We start from the raw sequence: 17,055 nt of genomic DNA, 5'->3' as shown, positions 1-17,055 counted from the left end.
GTACATCGCGCGGCCAAAGTGCGTCACATTGCCTCCCGTTTCGTCCGTCTTCGTCTTGCGAAATACGCTGTACTTGTCGCTGTAGAACGCGACCGGCTTGCCGTGCTGTTCCAGATAGGCCCGCGTCGCTTCGAAGTAGCTGAAGGTCGACTCGGTCGCCGTGAAGTGCAGCGCCATCAGCCGGCTCGTTGCGTCGTCGACGTACACCAGCAGCGTGCACGCCGGGGGGCGCGTTGCTCGAACCACCGGTGATCGCTGCCATCGATCTGGATCAGCTCGCCCAGACACGACCGCCGGGCTCGTGGCTGGTAGATCTTCGGCGGGCGCTGCCGGCGCGGTATCCACAGGCCCGCATCCGTCATCAGGCGCCTGACGGTCTCCTTTGCGAGCCGGATGCCGTGGCACTCGTACAGCTTCTCGCAGGCCAGCGTCGGGCCAAAATCGACATAGCACTCGCGGATGATGGCCTGAGCCCGCTGGGCCAGATTCTCGTTCAGGCGCCGGTTACCTTGTCGACCCCGCTTGCGCGAGGCTAGTCCTGCCGCGCCAGACTCCCTGTACCGGATCACCAGACGCTCGATCTGTCGCACCGTCAGACCCAGCCGTTCAGCCGCGCGTCCGGGCTTGAGTCCCATGTCCACAACAGCCTGGATCACCTTCAGACGGTCGAGTTCTCGCATGTTCATTGTCACCAGTGCAGCTCGATGCATGGCCGGCTCCGTAGTCACGCGGGGGAACCGGCAAGCATACCGAGGTCAAAACACGACATTTCTACATGGCCAGAACACGACATTTGCATAAAGCTATTACAACCAAAAACGACGCTAATTTACGTTATGTAAAATAATGTTGAGATAGCCTTCAGCGTCCAGGCCGCCGTCCGCGTCGGTTTACCTAAAGGTTGGCAACCAGACCCCGTTCCGCCAATCCCGCGGTGCACGTCGATAGCCCGGTGTTCTCAAATTATTGGCGACGAAATCGGAGGTGGCCACTTCTTCAAAAGTTAGCCGATTACCTCAAATAAGCTCTGCGACACGTCGCCTGGACCACAGGTGTCGCAAGAAAGATCGCCGAAGCCCAGGAAATTTCAGGACCTACCCGCTCGGTGCATCGATCCCCACGACCACTTGCCAGGAATCGGCTCGCGCAACCCTCGCGCGGATTGGCACCCGAGGTCGCCTTGAAGGGCCAATCAAGGCGCTGTCGGGCGGTAATCAGCAGAAAGTGCTGCTTGCACGCATCATTGAGCAGGGTGCGGATTTGATTCTGCTGGATGAACCAACCAAAGGCGTCGACGTTGGGGCCAGGGCGGACATTTACGCGCTCATCCGAAAGCTCGCCCAAGAGGGACGTTGCGTCGTTGTCGTATCCAGTGAAGAAGAGGAGCTTATCGCCCTCGCGCTGGTTCACGAATCGTGAAGTGCGGGAGCCACTCGCGCTCGGCCACCACGTCATCGACGAACACGACCATTTCGCCAGGAATCGGGCCACGTTGTTTCGCCCTGCTCCCGCACCGTTTCGTTGGCATGGCGACCGCGTTCGGAACCAACCGCGTGCATGCGCTAGGAATCGGGCCACTCTCTTTCGCCCTGCTCCCGGACTGTCTCGCTGTGTCGTCGGTCATCCTCGGCGTGAAGATAGATTCCAGTGGTCTGGATCGACGCGTGGCGCATATTTTTCTGGATGAAGCGCAGGTCGGTGCCGGCATCAGCCTGGTGCGAGGCCGCACTATGACGAAGCCAATGTGTCGACGCCCGTAGAAGCGTTGCGGCGCCGACTGGATCGCTCGTCGCGAGCGCGTCAGCGGCGCGTCGAAAAACCTCCTTGACGATCAGATAGACCGCCGCTGGGGTCAGGTTTTTGTGAGGATCGCCCGTGACGCTCAAGATCGCGGCGACCGTTTCATCTCCCGACGGCGTCGGCGGCAGCCCATAAAAAACCCGGTACCGCGCAAGCTCAGCCATGAGCGCGGTGCTCACCGGTACCTCCCCTTCCGAACCGCCCTTCCCGACTACGTACAGCCACCACTTGCCCCGCCGTTGATAGAAGTCCGCGGCCTTCGCATTCGCCGCTTCCGAGACCCGCAGCCCCGTGTGGTACAGCAGGCGGATCAGCCAGCGGCTGCGCTCGTAGTGCTGGTGATCGCGCGCGGTGATCCGCGGCCACTGCTCGACGCTTGCGAGCACGTGGTCCCATAGCGCGTGATCCAGATACCGCTCGACCCGCCGCGCGCGCTTGGCCGCAGCGCCTGTGCGACGCCGCAGCGCGAGCGGATTGCCAGCCAGATAGCCTGCACTGACCAGATACGACAGCAGGTTCGACACGATACCTAGCGCCTGATGCTGGCTGCGTTCCGACAGCGGACCATCGAACAGCCGCCGCGCTCCGCCCCGCCGCGGCCGTTCCGGATCGGCCCAATCGCCCGTGGGCGCCGCGAGAAACCGCTCATACACCAGAAAGTCCTCGCGCGTGAGGCTGGAAAGCGGCTTGCCCAGCGTCTGGGTTGCCCATAACAGCAGGCGCACCGCCTCCTTGCGATAGCTGCGCAGCGTGTGCGGTGAGCCGGCATATTCCGCCAGCCACACTCGCACGGCCTCCACGTCGCAGGACGCGGCGATCTGCAGGCGCACACCGCGCGCACGGTTGGTGCCGTCGCGACCGTCAACGGCGGCAGGCAGTGCGATGGACAGGACCGGGTCCGGTGATTCCGCGGTTGTGGCGGGCAGATTCATGGTGTGACGCGTTCTGAAATGGGTTTTCCGCAGCGTACAGGATAGATACTTGCGATTATGGTCGTTATCACAAATTTATTCATCGAATCGTTATAGGTATAACGTAATACGAAGATATACGCCTATAATGCTTGGCAAAGCTTCTTCTTCAGTCACCTCTTTTCAAGTTGGATTTCGTCCATGAGCCGTATCAGCGACACCCGCATCCGCACCCGTGAAGCCGCTGCGCGACTCGTCGCCTCAGGGCGGCTTCCGCATGAACTCACCGTCGATCTGATTTATGCAGAGATTCGCCAGGGTAGCCGCACCACAATCAACGACGAACTGAAGTTGTGGAAGGACGAGCAGACACGCATTGATGCGCTAAGCGCTGCGCTGCCGCCGGCGGTCGCCAATGCGATGCTGTCAGTGTGGGCGCTCGCGGTCGAGCAGGGCGAACAGGTCTTTGCGCAACGCGGCGAAGAACTCGAAACGGAAGCAGCGGTCGCGACCACGCGCGTGGCCTCCCTCGAGACTGCCAATGCGGAACTTCAGGCTGAAGTTCGCACCCTTCGCGCTCAACTCGACGATCAGCAGGCGCGACTCGCTGTGGTGGTGACTGAACTCGCTCAGGCCGGAGCCGGGCGAGACGCGGCGCTCCGTCAGGCCGAGGCCGCCATAGCCGAACGGGACGCGGTTCGCGCGCAATCGGAGCGGGCGCTGCACGATGCGCAATCGGCCCACGCCCGCGAACTCGAAGTCTTGCGGACCAGTCGCACGGAACATGAGGCTGCATTGCGTGCAGAGGTCAATCAGGCGACTTCCCGGCTGGAGGCTGTCCAGAAGCACGTCATGCTGCAGACCGAGGAAGCGCGTGATGCACAACGGCGCGCCGAGGCTGCGCTTTCAGAGATCCGGCGGCGTAACGAGCAGCTCGTTGTCGATGTCCAGCGGATATCGGCAGACGCTGCTGAGCACAGGCGGCTTGCCGAGCGGCATGAGAGGCAGCTCGGTAGCGTCATGGAGGAGGCTCGTGACCTGCAGCTCAAACGTGATGCGCTCGCCCGCCAGGTCGCGCTGCTGCAAGGCCAACTCAAGGCTCGCAATCAGTCCTCTCTGGTACGTAGGACCAGACGCTCGCGAAAGGACGCTTAATAGTGGGTCGATATGTTTCTTCAGCCCTTGTGTGTGCACGGGTTCGAGCAAACGCATTTATCCCTGGAAGTTGTGTTCATATGCCCCTCCCGCGAGAGCGTCACTTGAGAATGGGTGAACAGAATTTTTGCCTGTAAAGGGACCGATGCCTGGGGCGGAGTAAGGCTTTGCGGGAGGGAATTCCCAGTGGGATTTGTGTTCCGGTGATCCTCGAGTCGCCCTGGTTTGGCTTGACCAGGGCGATGGGCCCTACTTCATCCTCTGATGTGAAAACCAGCGCTGCCGCATTGCTCCATGTCGACTGACACAAACTGACCAGGCTTGATCCATTCGGCCGGTGTTGTGCCCCCTGCCATCACGATCCAGCCGGCCTGCAGCGGCTCGCCGGCCTGCGCCGACAGACGCGCGGCGGCCACCAGCGAGCGCAACGGATGACCGAGCAGCGCAGCAGTCGAGCCCACCTGCACGACGCGCCCGTCGATGTTCAACGTCAGCCCGAGATTGGCGAAGTCGATCTTCGGATCGCGCCATGCACCGATCACAAAACCACTCGACGATGCGTTGTCCGCGATCACCTCAGGCAGCGTGAACTTGAAGTCCTTGTAGCGCGAGTCGATGATCTCGAGCGCCGGCGCAATGGCTTCGACAGCGGCAAGCGCTTGCGGTCCGGTCACGTCGCCATCAAGCGAGTGCTTGAGCACGAATGCAATTTCCGGTTCCACACGCGGGTGCACGTAGCGAGAAAAATCGATCGCGGTACCTTCCTCGATCTGCATGCCGGCGGTGAGGCGCCCCCAGATCACATCGGAGAGGCCCATCTGGACCATCTTCGCACGGCTCGTGAAACCCATCTTCACGCCGACCCTGCGCTCGCCGCGCTCGACGCGTCGTTTGATCGACGCTGCTTGAATCTCGTATGCCTGATCAAGCGACAGACGGCCCTCGGGATCGATCTGCGATACTTCGGTCGCGTTGCGCGCCGCGTCATCGAGCAGCGCTGAGAATTCTTGGATGTTGCTCATTGCCGGGCCTCGCTTACGGATTGCACTGCCTCAGATTCAAAGACCGCCCGCACCGAGCCCAGTCCGTTGATGCGAGTTTCGAAGATGTCGCCGGGCTGCACGGCCACCATCGGCCCGAGCGCGCCGGATAACACCAGATCTCCTGCCTTCAGCGGTGTGCCAAGCGTCGCCATCATGCGGGCGAGCCAAACGACTGCATTGATCGGATTGCCGAGGCAGGCCGCGCCCGCACCGACGGACACCGGTTCCCCGCGCCGCTCCATCACCATGCCGCACAGTCGAAGATCGAACTCCGACAGCTTCCGAGGTCTGTTGCCAAGCACATACGCGGACGACGACGCATTGTCGGCAATCGTGTCGGTAATGTGGATATTCCAGTCGGCGATGCGACTGCCTACAATTTCGAGCGCCGGCAGCGCATAGTCGATCGCGTTCAGCACATCGAGCTGGCCAGGATTCAACACCGTGATATCGCGTCCAATCACGAACGCTATCTCGGCTTCGATCTTCGGCTGGGTGAGTATCGACGCTGGAATCGGTTCGCCGTCGCCGTAGCCCATATCGTCGAACAACATGCCGAAGTCCGGGCGGTCGACGCCAAGCTGCTTCTGCACAGCCGCCGAGGTCAGACCGATCTTGCAGCCAACTAGGCGTCGTCCATCGGCGAGACGCCGCTGCGTATTGACACGTTGAATCGCGTAGGCATCTTCGATCGTGAGTTGCTCATAGGTCTCGCGCAGCGGCGCAATGTACTTGTGCGTTCGCGTAGCTTCCGTCAGCGCGCGGGCGGCCTGTTCTATCAGTTGTGGTGTCATTTCCCGGTCTCTTGTGCGCCTGCGGCGAGCTCGTCCTTGGTTTGATCGCCGACCGCCCAGTGCGTCGCCGGCGTGATCGTCGCGTACACGCGGATGGTGTGCAGCGGTGCGCCCAGGGTTTCGTGCACCGTGCGGGCCACGGCCTTGACGCAGGCCTTGACGGCAGCCTCATCACGACCCTCGACAAGTGAAATATGGACGATTGGCATGGCTTTCCTGTATGCGAGATTCGAAGCGAGTTTGATTAAAGTGTCGCTGGCGGTGCCGCCGCAGCCGCCGTCTGACCACTGCGCTCAAGCGCTGCGGCAACGTACCCTTGCGCCTTCATCTCTTCGATGAAGACGGCGAGCGCCGCCGCTGCCTCGGTTCGATCCTTCGGCACGCCCATCGCCTGGCGGATCGTCATGAAGCTGTCGTCGAGCACGCGCAAGCCCTCATGCGTCGATGCGTAGCGGCTCACCACCTGGCGCACCCCGGCAGCCGCGTCGATGCCGTGCGCAACGAACGCCTCGAACGCGTCGGCGGCGCTCGCGTGACGTTCGATCTGCGCCTCCTTGAGCGTGCGCGTCAGATAGAGGTCATACGCACTGCCCGCCCCCACTGTCACCCGCACCCCGCTGCGGTCGACCTGCTCGCTGCGCTGAAATGGCGCCGTGTCGCGCACCATGTACGCGCCTTCGATCAATACATACGGGGGCGTGAACGCAATCTGCTCGCCGCGCAATGGATCGATCGCGAGGAATGCAACGTCCCACGCGTCGTCGGCAAGCGCTTCGAACACCTTCCCTGCCGCTTCGAACGTGACAAACTGCACGTCGACGCCGAGTCGCTTCGAGAGTTCACGCGCGAGCTCGACGGAGACGCCGCTCAACTCCCCGTTCTCGCCAGCACGTTGCGCGATCACAGTATTGCCGAGGTTGATCGCCGCCCGCAGCACGCCGTTCGGCGCAAGCTGGTGCCGTGCCTGCTGAAGCTGTGCATCGCTCATCAGTGTCTCCGAGAAAACATTGGCCTTCAGGCCAAGGAGGTAAGGAGACAGTTTTGACGTTGTTTCCGTGTTCCAGTTGTCAAGACGTGCGCTCCAGTACCGACCAAACCGGGCGCGGGCCTTCAGCCTTGCCCGTGATCGGCGGTTTCGGCAGATTGGCCTCGCCCGCCTCGATCTTGAAGTGATAGTCGAGCGAATACCACGGCCCCTGAATATCGCCGGACGGTGCGGGCTCGTTTTCGTGGAGCACGTATCGGCCGACGAGCGCCTGGGTCACGGCGAACTGTACGTCGGTGTCGAGATTGGGGTCGTCGCTCGAATAGACCTGCGAGAACTGGGTCTTGAAGCCCGGCTTGTAGATCATGAAGTGAATGTGGGCCGGGCGCATATTGTGGCGGCCTTGCGCGCGCAGGAGTTCGCCTACCGGACCCGACAGCGGAATCGGATAACCCGCCGGCTTCACGCTGCGGAACGCAATGTGGCCTTCACTGTCGGTGGTGAGCTTGCCGCGCAGATTCATATCCGCCTGCTCGGGGTCCTGGCTCTCGTAAAAGCCTTCGGCCGACGTGTGCCACACATCGACTTCGGCGTCTTCTACCGGTTTGCCGTCGGTGTCGTGAACCCATGCGTTGACGAAAATCGGCACACCGACTGTCGGTGAACGCACGATCGAGCCTCCCTTGGGGGTGATGGGTGAATCCATGCGCCAGAACGGTCCCATCAGGTTTGCAGTCGTTTCGGCCTGGCCGTTATCACCATTGTTCAGCAGACAAACCAGCGACGACAGTCCGATAGAGCCGGCTGCAAGCACGACCTCATTGTGCGACGCGGTGGACAGCTGGCCAAGCTTTGCGATGTAGCCACAGACCTGGTGAAACTCTGCTTCCGTGAGTTGGGTGTCCCTCGCGAAGTCGTGCAGATGCTGAACCGCGGCGGACATGATTTCGCGGAAACGCGCGTTGGGAGCGCGGCTGAGTTCCGCAAGAACAGCCTCGGTGACGTCTTTCTGGTTGCCAATGATCATTCCTGCCTCCTCGGTGTGCGCGCAATGCCGATTCTTCAGTCGCCTCGAATTTGCTACTGGCGCTGACGCACATGTTTTGACCATGATGCACGCTGACCAAACATACCGTCCAATACCGTATTTTGAATTCTCAATACCCTATCGGTATGGATTTGACCGTGTGGCAGGGTCGAGGCCCAACGGCACTTCTGCACGTTTTGATACCCTTCCGATATCAGCCCAATAACCAGGATCAGAGACGATGGAACTGAAGCAGATGCGCTATTTCCTTGCCCTCGCGGAGGAACTGAACTTCGGGCGAGCGGCCGCACGTCTGCACATGGCGCAACCGCCACTCACCCGGAACATACGCGCGCTGGAAGAAGAACTCGGGACACCGCTATTCATCCGCACGGCCAAGGGTGCGGAATTGACGGCCGCGGGCCATGCATTGCTCGACGAAGTGCCCCATGTTCTCGCGTTGTCCCGACGCGCCGAAGAACAGACCCAACTCGCCGGCAAAGGCTATAGGGGGAGGCTTGATGTCGGCATCTTCAGCTCCGGGATCTTGAACGTGATTCCGCGATTGCTGGCGACTTTTCATACCGAGCGGCCGGACGTCAAAATCGGCCTGCACAATATGTCGAAGGCAGAGCAGATTGCCGCGCTTCGCGAGCGACGCATTACGATTGGATTCAACCGGCTGGTACCGAACGAGCACGATATCGGCGTGGATTGGGTACAGCGCGAGGCGTTTCTCGTGGCGCTCTACGAGGGCCATCCCCTGTGCAAGAAGAAAGTCGTGACGATGCGCGACCTCGATGACGAACGGATGATTCTGTACCCGAACGCACCGGTACATGGGCTCGCGCAGGAGGTGACGGCGGCGTTTCGGGCCGAAGGCGTCAAATTGCGCGTCGAGCAGGAAGTCGACGACGTCGTGACCTGCATTGCGCTGGTCGCGAACGGCTTCGGCCTGTGCATCACAACGGAGTCGGCGATGAACCTTCGCTTGCCGGGCGTGGTCTATCGTCCGCTCAAATCGTCCCGGCTACAGCAGATCGAGTTGAGCTGCCTTTATCGGCGCAACGATACCTCACCGATACTCCTCGCCTTCCTCAAGTTGATCCGGTCGTCGCGATCGAAGCAAGTTCGGGCCAAGCCTTTGAGTTGACGCCGCCGGTGGACCCATTCGCATGCGTCATTGATCTGAACGGCATTCCAGGTCGGCATCCACATCAGAGGGGCGAAGCGTGCCATAGAAGCCCGCCCCTCTCTGAGCGCTCAGCCCGCCTTGCGGCCCTGCTTATCCAGTTCCTCGAACTCGGCATCGCTCAGCTTCACGTCCGCCGCTGCGACGTTTTCGATGAGGTGGTCCACGCTGCCCGTGCCGGGAATCGGCAGCATGACCTTCGAACGCTTGAGCAACCACGCAAGCGCGATCGCACCGGTCGTCACGTGGTGCTGTTCGGCGATCTTGCTGAGGATGGAACCCGGTTTCGCAAGCTCGCCAGCCGCGAGCGGATGCCATGGAATGAAGCCGATGCCGTGCTTGTCGCAATAGTCGAGCACGGCTTCGCTCTTGCGATCCACCAGGTTGTACTGGTTCTGCACGGTCGTGACCGGAAAATGCTTCTGCGCAGCCTCGATTTCCTCAACGTTGACTTCGCTGAGACCGACGTGCCGAATCTGTCCGGCCTTGCGCATCGCCGCAATCGCACCGAATTGCTCCTCGCGCGGCACCTTCGGATCGATCCGATGCAACTGCCAAAGGTCGATCTGCTCGACACCCAAGCGGCGCAAACTCATCTCGAGGCACTGTTGTAAATACTCGGGACGGCCGACCGCTGCCCATCTATCCGGCCCCGAACGTGTCAGGCCAGCCTTGGTCGCGATTACAAGGCCATGGTACGGATGGAGAACTTCTCGAATCAGGTCTTCGCTGACATATGGACCGTAGCTGTCGGCCGTATCGATCAGGTTGACGTCGAGCTCGGTCAGACGCTTCAGCGTCGCACGCGCACCGGCGGGATCGGCCGGGTCGCCCCAGATGCCCTTGCCCGTGATGCGCATGGCGCCGAAACCCAGCCGGTTGACGGAAAGGTCGCCGCCGATCTTGAACTGACCGGAAGCAGAGGCGGAAACTGACTTCGACATGATGCGTCTCCTCGTACGGTGTTACCAAAAGCCGACCGTGGAGGCCGGCCCGGATAGGAGTCGCCATCGTACGCGCACGTGATGAATTCGTCTCGGCACGCCCCGCTACCCGCCCGCCCTCGCCTCTACGCCTCTGCGCGAAGTTTCGTCAAAGCCGCAATGATCGTCGCATGATCTTCATGTCCAGGCAGACCGGATACCGAGATCGCGCCAATCGGCCCCGTCCCCTCGACGAGGATCGGAAACGAGCCGCCATGCGCCGCATAGTCGACCTCCGAAATCGCCGCATTGTCGTGAAGCGAGACGCCTTTGGCTGCACGTTCGCGCCCGATCCGGAACGACGACTTGCCGAAGCGCAGCACGACGTTGCGCTTGCGGCGGATCCAGTCGAGGTTGTCTGCCGTACTGCCCGGCAACCCCGCACTGTAAACAGTGCGCTCGAACAGATAAACGTCGATCGCAATCGGCAAGCCACGCGAAAGACCCTCGCGTGTCAGCGCTTCACCGACTTTCAGCGCATCGAGATGCGTAAAGCGCGGGAAGGTCAGCGCAGCTTCCTGCGCGGCGATGTCTTCGGGCGTCATCGTGGCCGTCGTGCTGGGAATGGAAAGCGTCATGGGGCGATATTTGTTCAGATTATAAGTATCGAAAAGGCGAGCGTCGACGAAGCAAAGACACTCGGATATAGCAAACGCATCCTGCGTGGCCGGCAAACGACTTGCACGCCACAACCCACAAATTACCATGCGGACCGCCATGCGACCGACCATCGGGGCGTGGGCAGATGCCGCCCTCGCTTGTCCAACAGAGTCCGCATGCAAGATCGTACACGTTGATGTAGCGCAAACGCGCGTCCCGACGTCCCCTACCTCGCCGTGCCCATCAATGACCGGATTCGACCACCGTACTCGCCGGCTTCGCATGCAGCGTTACATCGGGAATCCGCCTGACCAGGATGACGGCCGCGGCAATCGCCATCGCGACGAACAGCACCCCTGTATGAATGGAACCGACCAGCAACTGACGGCTCAGGTTCAATATCTCGGGCCCGTCGATACCGGCCTCGGCCAGCTGGGTCAATGTCATGGCACGTGTGCCCGCATCGATGAGTACCTGTGGATCGCTGAGCCTGGCGGACCACTGCGCCGCATTCGTGGCGGTCGTCAAATGCGCGAGCGCGTCACTGACGCCACCCGCATAGCTGCGCGCGACGATCGTGCCGACCGCGGCGGTGCCGATCATGCCGCCGACCATTCGCGTCGATTGCATCAGCGCGGTCGCGATGCCGAAGTTCTCGCGGCCGGCAATCTCCTGCACAAAGACATTCATGTTGTTGAGCACAAAGCCGAGCCCCACCCCGCCGCAGCCGAGTGCGATTTCGAGCAGCAGCAGCGGTGTGTAGCGATAGGTCATCGCGACACCGAGGCAGGCGACCAACAGCAGCAGAAAGCCCGCGCTCAGAATCGTCGTCGGCTTCTTGAGCCGAACCACGATATGGCTGTTCAGCAGGCTGCCCGCCGCGATGCAGACGGGCAGCGGCGTTGCGATCAGCCCGGCCTGCTGCGGCGACATGCCGAAGCCGCCCTGCAACAACAGCGGCGCGAAGAAAATCAAGGAAAACATCGCAACGCCGGCCAGCATCGAAAGTGTGAAGAGCACGACGAGCTTGCTGTTGTCGAATAGCGCAAGCGGCACGATCGGATGCAGGGCACGCCGCTCACATGCAAGGAACGCCGCGCCACTGACCAGCGTCGTCACGAGCAGCACGACCGTGCCTGTCTCCAGCCCTCGTCGCGGCAGGTCTTCGACGCACATCTGCAGACAGGCCAGCGCGATGCTCAACAGCACCGCGCCGAGCCAGTCGATCCTGACCTTGCCTTGCACCGCGCGCCTGAAATTCGGCAGATGGCGGACCACGCAATACAGGCCCGCGAGCCCCACCGGCAAGTTGACCAGGAAGGTCGAGCGCCAGCCGTAGTGCTCGCTCAGGAAGCCGCCGAGCGAAGGGCCTGCGGCCGTGCCGATGCCATAGGCACCGGCCATCACGACCTGCCAGCGCACGCGTGTGCGCGGATCGGGAAACAGGTCGGGAATCGCCGCGAAAGCCGTTCCGACCATCATGCCGCCGCCGACGCCCTGGAGGCCGCGCGCAAGCACGAGGGTCAGCATCGACGGGGCGATCCCGCAAAGCACCGAGGCCGCGGTAAAGGTGATCACCGCGGCGACCACGAACGGCTTGCGGCCGAAATAGTCGCCAAGCCTGCCGAAGATCGGCACCGTGACGACGGACGCGAGCAGATAGGCGCTCGCCATCCACGCGTAGTACTGGAAACCCTCCAACTCGGACAGGATCGACGGCAACGCTGTGCTGACGACAGTCTGGTCGAGCGCGACCAGCATATTGACGAGCGCGATGCCGAGCATCGCCAGCAGGGAGTCGCGAAACGGACGCACAGCGCAGGCGCCCCCGCGCGTGGTCGGAGGGACGGTCACCAGATCGGACTCGCTCACTTCCCGCTTACTTCGCGAAGATCTGGTCCCGGGTTCCGAATGCCTTGAATTCGAGCGCGTTGCCGCACGGGTCGAGGAAGAACATCGTGGCCTGCTCGCCGACCTGCCCCTTGAAACGGATATGCGGTTCGATGATGAATTGCGTACCGTGTGCGGTGAGTTTGTCGGCCAGCGACTGCCATTCTTCCATTGAGAGAATCAGGCCGAAATGACGGACCGGGACCGCGTCGCCGTCGACCTGATTGATCGAACGGTGACCGGTTTCATCGGGCGCCAGATGCGCGACGATCTGATGTCCGCCGAAGTTGAAGTCGACCCATTCATCCGAACTGCGCCCTTCTTCACAGCCGAGCAGATCACCATAGAAACGGCGCGCCTTGCTCAGATCGTCAACGGGGAATGCAAGGTGAAACAGCGGTGCGGCGGTCACGGCAAGTTCCTTTATGCAAAGATGGACGATGGAGGCGGCGCGAATCGACATACTCGGGTGCAATATGGCAGCGCGGGCTGTGGCCTCGCGCACCGGTCCGGTTCAGGCATGGCGAACCGGACCGCGGGACGCGCCGCTGTGGATTGTACTCAATCACGTCCCTGTCTGTCCCGCCCTTGTGTCCCGCACCGCTCGGAGCTCCACTCGATGGAGGCACCCATGTGCCCAACCTATGAGATCGCAACGATCGCGCCCCGATCCTCGACCACCCCTATTCCTCGAGCGTCGCGTGCCGCGCCTGCTGCCCGAAGCTCGCAAGCGCCTTGGAGCCGTCCGGCAATACCAGTTCGCCACGTTCGAGCCGCTGTTTGAGGTAGGTGAAGCTCTGAGCCGTCTGCGCGAACAGGTGTTCACCCGCGGAGACTGGCGGGTACTTCTCGACGGCCTCGGGTGTGGCGAACTTCGGCAGCGGTTCGACCACCGTCGCGTAGTCGCAAGCGAAGAACAGCGGAAACGAAAAGCGCTCCTCGCTGACCTTGCGCACACGATGCGAGGTCGCGACGTAGGTGCCGCCCGTCCACACTTCGAGCATATCGCCGATATTGACGACAAACGCGTTGTCGATGGGCGGCGCATCGATCCACCTGCCCTCCCCATTCATGACCTCGAGTCCCGGCGCGGTCGGCAACAGGATCGTGAAGCACTCATAGTCGGTGTGCGCGCCGATGCCCGGTGCATCCGCGGCGCTCGCATCGAACGGGTAATGAACGAGGCGCAACTGGCTCGGCGGCTTACTCAAATAGGTCTCGAAATGGGTTTCGGGCAGACCGAGCGCGAGCGAAAAGCCGCGGAACAAGACCCGCCCCAAAGCGAACGCAGCCTTGTAGTAGCTCGTGACGGCGTCGCTGAAGCCGGGTTGATCGGGCCAGACATTCGGCCCGAGCAACGGTGTGCCGGCTTTGACGAGCGGGTCGTCGAGCGGCAGGTCGGCGCCCGTGTCGAACGCTTCCTTCTTATCGCGCTTGCCGCCCGCGAACACTTCCTCGCCTTCGGGTACATAGCCGCGATGTGCAAGCGACTGGCCGATGTAGTAGCGCATCTTCCAATCGTGGGGCGAGGCGAAAAAGCGCTGGGCATGGTCGACGAGCGCGGCCTGCTGTTCGCGGCTGACTTGATGGCCGGTCACATAGAAGAAGCCCGCATCGCGCGCGGCCCGGTCGAGCACCTGGGCGGTCGCGAGACGCACGTCGAGGTCGTCGCTATAGAGGCCGCTGATGTCGACGACGGGCAAGCGGTCAAAATGGGTGTGATGGGCGTTCATCGAATCGATCCGTTTGTCTAGGCGGCCACCTGAGCGGTGCGCGACGTGTCACGCCGCGCGAGGAATGTGGCGAGATGCCGACGCTCGGTCTGGCCCATCCAGGTGTTGATTTCCCAGAGATCCGCGACCGGTGCGTTCGTGAACGGCAAGGTATGCAGATAGCCGTCCGGGCCGAATTCGGGCGTCATCGTGGTGGTCGTATAGCCGTTGGCGATCTGCGCCTTCCACAGTTCCTCCCACATCCGTTGATGCGAGGCGAGGCAATCGGCATATTCGGGGGCGGCCGGATGCGGAACCTGCGGTCCTTGCGGATACCCGACGCGCCCATGCAGATGATGCGCATGGGGTGCGAGTTCGAGGATCGTGTCCCATTCGCTCTCGAGCAAGCGCTCGCAGACCGAAACCCAATGGCTGAAGTCGCAGGTCAGCTTGAGCGCCGGCACCGCACGCACGACATCGCGCGTGATCCACGGATTGAAGAATGAACGACCGCGATGCGTTTCGAAACTGCAGATCACGTCGTGCCGGGCAGCGATCTCGACTGCGCGTGCGAAGAAGTCGACCTGCGTGGCCGCCGGCCACGCATCGCAGCCCGCCATCACATTGAAGAAGCGCGGCTTGAGCGGCTTGCCCCAGACGATCTTGGCCTCGAAATCACGCAGGTGGTCATCGGGCGTCGCCGATCGTTCGGGAACGTAGCTGCCAGCCGTCGTGATCTCGGCAATGAAGTCGAGCTGCGCATCGGCGATCTCCGCCGCGAACTCCTGGCGGGCGGCCTCTGCCGCCGGCACGGGCGCTTCAATGCCGTCGAAGCCGGCGCTTCGCACGAGGTGAGCCGCGTCGGCCGGACCGCCGTCGAAACCCCAGAACGTCTTGAACAGTTTCAATTCCATTGCGGTCTTTTGGCGTGTAAAAGTGAGGTAGCTGATTTATGTGCAAAAGTGCATGCAATCGTACATGATAATTTCGAGTGGCAAAAACAATTTGTGGCCGCGATCCATGGCCACCTCCCTGGACATCGACGCATGAGTGCGGGCCTCGAAGACAGGATCGCGAGCGGACACCGGGTGGTGTGCACACGGACGGGCATGGTTCACTCGATTTCCCGATCGGTTTGCACATAAACTGTGCGCGCCTCCTCTTACTGGTGAATCGATGAAGAAGAAAATCGCCCGCAATCTGGGACAAGCAGTCGCGCGAGCGATCCTCGACATGGACTTGCAATGGTCGGCGTCGTTCGGCGATCTCGGGCTCAACGACCTCAACTACAGCGATCTGTTTTGCCGGATGTGGATGGACGAGCAGGCTCACTTTGCCAAGACCGCGCTCTACGAGTTCATGCCCGGCGTGAGCCGCCGCACGGCCGTGCGTTATGTGCAGTCTCTGATCGACGAAGGCTGGCTGCTCGAAACCAGCGCGGAGCACGACCGGCGCATCAAGTACGTGAGCCTTGCCCCGGCCATCGCCCACCGGCTCGAGCAGTTTCTCGCCTACGTGCATGAACGCTTCGGCACCCTCGATTGAAGCTGCTGGCACGCTTATCGCTAGACTGAGCCCGAGAGGTGCGGCGATGTCGCATCTTAGGGATGCTAGGGTTCCGGTTCGCAAGAATGCCTGGTCCGAGAGCAGCCCGGTGTGCCCAGGCGATCACAGAGCAGGCTGTCGCCAGACGCGCACTACACGGCGGGATAAAAGCCCGGGAGATCGGCGATAGCGACGGCTGTCGTGCCTCTCCGTGGCCGGCTTTGATTCTCCCGCATCCCGCGGGACCGGTCATGTCGTCGGATCGTGCGACGCTTCGCAGGCGAGCGCTTGAGGTGATGCCTCGAGGCAGGCTTACGAGCGAGTGCGCACGAGGCGGCTTTCCAATCACACGCTCACCCGGTCTCCTGGAGAAAACTAATGAATCGATTTGACTCCTCGCTGCTTACCCGCCGCCCTTCACGGATCGTTCGCCATGCCATCGCCAGTGTCACGGCCGCGCTGGCTGTCGGCTTCGCCACGGCACCGGCCTACGCCGCTGCACCGCTGAAGATCGGCTATAGCGACTGGCCCGGCTTTGTCGCGTTCCAGATCGCGATCGACAAGGGTTGGTTCAAGGAGGCCGGCGTCGATGTCGACTTCGAGTGGTTCGACTACTCGGCTTCTCTCGACGCATTCTCCGCAGGCAAGCTCGACGCTGTCGGCGCGACCAATGGCGATGCGCTCGTAACCGGCGCGACCGGTGCGAAGAACGTCATGATCCTGGTCACCGACTACTCGAGCGGCAACGACATGCTCGTCGCCAGGCCGTCGACGAAGTCCGTCAAGGATCTGAAGGGCAAGAAAGTCGGTGTCGAAGTCGGGCTGGTCGACCATCTGTTGCTCGATACCGCGCTCGAGAAAAACGGTCTCAAGGAAACGGACGTCACGCTCGTCAACGCGAAGACCAACGAACTGCCGCAGGTGCTGGCCTCTTCGAAGGACATCGCCGCGGTCGGCGCATGGCAACCGAACGCAGGCGAAGCACTCAAGCGCGTACCGGGCTCGCGCGCGATCTTCACCTCGGCCGATGCGCCAGGCCTGATCTATGACACCTTCACGGTGAATCCGGCGAGCCTGTCGGCGCGCAAGGCCGATTGGGCCAAGGTCCTGAAGGTCTGGTATCAATGCGTGGCGTACGTCAACGACCCGAAGACGCAGGCGGATGCGGTCAAGATCATGTCCGCGCGTGTCGGCCTGACGCCGGCCCAGTACCTGCCGCTGCTCAAGGGGACCCATTTGCTCGACGCGACTGCCGCAAAGAAGGCGCTCACCAAGGGTGACGGGCTCGATTCCGTCTACGGTTCGAGTGCGAATGCCGACAAGTTCAACGTGCGCAATGCGGTCTACAAACAGGCGCAAGACGTCGGTACGTATATCGATCCGTCGCTCACGGTTGCGCAGTGACGTGTGCCGGATGA

At 61.9% G+C, this 17,055-nt stretch carries 17 protein-coding genes, 1 pseudogene and 1 riboswitch; of the genes and pseudogenes, 5 read left to right on the top strand and 13 right to left on the bottom strand.

All coding sequences use genetic code 11. The features are described from left to right. Positions 1-686 (bottom strand): annotated as a pseudogene (locus HV670_RS20450) (ISNCY family transposase); the annotation flags it as partial. 298 nt (positions 687-984) lie between these two features. Between HV670_RS20450 and HV670_RS20445 the strand changes: the two are divergent. Continuing rightward, positions 985-1,419, top strand: a complete 435-nt coding sequence (locus tag HV670_RS20445; protein ID WP_175106692.1) for an ATP-binding cassette domain-containing protein — start codon at positions 985-987, stop codon at positions 1,417-1,419. Positions 1,420-1,562: 143 nt separating this feature from the next. On the opposite strand, the gene HV670_RS20440 is transcribed toward HV670_RS20445, so the two are convergent. Then, positions 1,563-2,732, bottom strand: coding sequence for a tyrosine-type recombinase/integrase (locus tag HV670_RS20440; RefSeq protein WP_175106691.1), 1,170 nt, complete (start codon positions 2,730-2,732; stop codon positions 1,563-1,565). Positions 2,733-2,912: 180 nt separating this feature from the next. Between HV670_RS20440 and HV670_RS20435 the strand changes: the two genes are divergently transcribed. Further along, complete coding sequence (locus HV670_RS20435) at positions 2,913-3,866, top strand: DNA-binding protein (RefSeq protein WP_175106690.1); 954 nt, start codon at positions 2,913-2,915, stop codon at positions 3,864-3,866. A gap of 254 nt (positions 3,867-4,120) precedes the next feature. Here HV670_RS20435 and HV670_RS20430 read toward each other — a convergent pair whose 3' ends face one another. The 5 genes from HV670_RS20430 to HV670_RS20410 form a co-directional block, all read right to left on the bottom strand. Then, positions 4,121-4,888: a 2-keto-4-pentenoate hydratase gene (locus HV670_RS20430; RefSeq protein ID WP_175106689.1), complete on the bottom strand. Its 768-nt coding sequence runs from the start codon at positions 4,886-4,888 to the stop codon at positions 4,121-4,123. After that, positions 4,885-5,703 carry a 2-keto-4-pentenoate hydratase gene (locus tag HV670_RS20425; protein ID WP_175106688.1) on the bottom strand — a complete coding sequence of 273 codons (819 nt, stop codon included), beginning with the start codon at positions 5,701-5,703 and terminating at the stop codon, positions 4,885-4,887. Before HV670_RS20425 ends, HV670_RS20430 begins: the two co-directional genes overlap by 4 nt. Next, positions 5,700-5,912 (bottom strand): tautomerase family protein, encoded by a 213-nt coding sequence (locus HV670_RS20420; RefSeq protein WP_175106687.1) that lies wholly within the window; start codon positions 5,910-5,912, stop codon positions 5,700-5,702. Before HV670_RS20420 ends, HV670_RS20425 begins: the two co-directional genes overlap by 4 nt. Before the next feature lie 35 nt (positions 5,913-5,947). Beyond that, positions 5,948-6,691 (bottom strand): transporter substrate-binding domain-containing protein, encoded by a 744-nt coding sequence (locus tag HV670_RS20415; protein ID WP_175106686.1) that lies wholly within the window; start codon positions 6,689-6,691, stop codon positions 5,948-5,950. 79 nt (positions 6,692-6,770) lie between these two features. Further along, complete coding sequence (locus HV670_RS20410) at positions 6,771-7,715, bottom strand: dioxygenase family protein (protein WP_175106685.1); 945 nt, start codon at positions 7,713-7,715, stop codon at positions 6,771-6,773. 241 nt (positions 7,716-7,956) lie between these two features. On the opposite strand from HV670_RS20410, the gene HV670_RS20405 reads away from it, so the two are divergent. Then, the gene (locus tag HV670_RS20405) at positions 7,957-8,868 is read left to right on the top strand and encodes a LysR family transcriptional regulator (protein WP_175106684.1); all 912 of its coding nucleotides are present in this window, start codon (positions 7,957-7,959) and stop codon (positions 8,866-8,868) included. Between the two features lie 110 nt (positions 8,869-8,978). Here HV670_RS20405 and HV670_RS20400 read toward each other — a convergent pair whose 3' ends face one another. The 6 genes from HV670_RS20400 to HV670_RS20375 form a co-directional block, all read right to left on the bottom strand. Beyond that, positions 8,979-9,851, bottom strand: coding sequence for an aldo/keto reductase (locus tag HV670_RS20400; protein WP_175106683.1), 873 nt, complete (start codon positions 9,849-9,851; stop codon positions 8,979-8,981). A 125-nt stretch (positions 9,852-9,976) separates the two neighbouring features. Beyond that, positions 9,977-10,468 carry a heme-degrading domain-containing protein gene (locus tag HV670_RS20395; RefSeq protein WP_175106682.1) on the bottom strand — a complete coding sequence of 164 codons (492 nt, stop codon included), beginning with the start codon at positions 10,466-10,468 and terminating at the stop codon, positions 9,977-9,979. A 265-nt stretch (positions 10,469-10,733) separates the two neighbouring features. Further along, positions 10,734-12,275 carry an MFS transporter gene (locus HV670_RS20390; protein WP_175106700.1) on the bottom strand — a complete coding sequence of 514 codons (1,542 nt, stop codon included), beginning with the start codon at positions 12,273-12,275 and terminating at the stop codon, positions 10,734-10,736. A gap of 94 nt (positions 12,276-12,369) precedes the next feature. Next, a complete protein-coding gene (locus tag HV670_RS20385; protein WP_175106681.1) occupies positions 12,370-12,843 on the bottom strand; it encodes a VOC family protein in 474 nt (157 codons plus the stop codon). Positions 12,844-13,063: 220 nt separating this feature from the next. After that, the gene (locus tag HV670_RS20380; protein ID WP_175106680.1) at positions 13,064-14,113 is read right to left on the bottom strand and encodes an isopenicillin N synthase family dioxygenase; all 1,050 of its coding nucleotides are present in this window, start codon (positions 14,111-14,113) and stop codon (positions 13,064-13,066) included. A 17-nt stretch (positions 14,114-14,130) separates the two neighbouring features. Further along, positions 14,131-15,006 carry a sugar phosphate isomerase/epimerase family protein gene (locus HV670_RS20375; RefSeq protein WP_175106679.1) on the bottom strand — a complete coding sequence of 292 codons (876 nt, stop codon included), beginning with the start codon at positions 15,004-15,006 and terminating at the stop codon, positions 14,131-14,133. Between the two features lie 262 nt (positions 15,007-15,268). On the opposite strand from HV670_RS20375, the gene HV670_RS20370 reads away from it, so the two are divergent. Further along, on the top strand, positions 15,269-15,637 hold the full coding sequence (locus HV670_RS20370; protein WP_175106678.1) for a helix-turn-helix domain-containing protein: 369 nt from the start codon (positions 15,269-15,271) through the stop codon (positions 15,635-15,637). A 54-nt stretch (positions 15,638-15,691) separates the two neighbouring features. Then, a riboswitch (guanidine-I (ykkC/yxkD leader) is annotated at positions 15,692-15,818 on the top strand. Positions 15,819-16,015: 197 nt separating this feature from the next. Then, positions 16,016-17,041 (top strand): ABC transporter substrate-binding protein, encoded by a 1,026-nt coding sequence (locus tag HV670_RS20365; RefSeq protein WP_175106677.1) that lies wholly within the window; start codon positions 16,016-16,018, stop codon positions 17,039-17,041. Positions 17,042-17,055: the final 14 nt, after the last annotated feature.

The organism is Pararobbsia alpina (genome assembly GCF_902859895.1).
Taxonomy (GTDB): Bacteria; Pseudomonadota; Gammaproteobacteria; order Burkholderiales; family Burkholderiaceae; genus Pararobbsia; species Pararobbsia alpina.
Note: the sequence above shows the minus strand (reverse complement) of the source record. Positions and strands in the feature narration are given on the sequence as shown.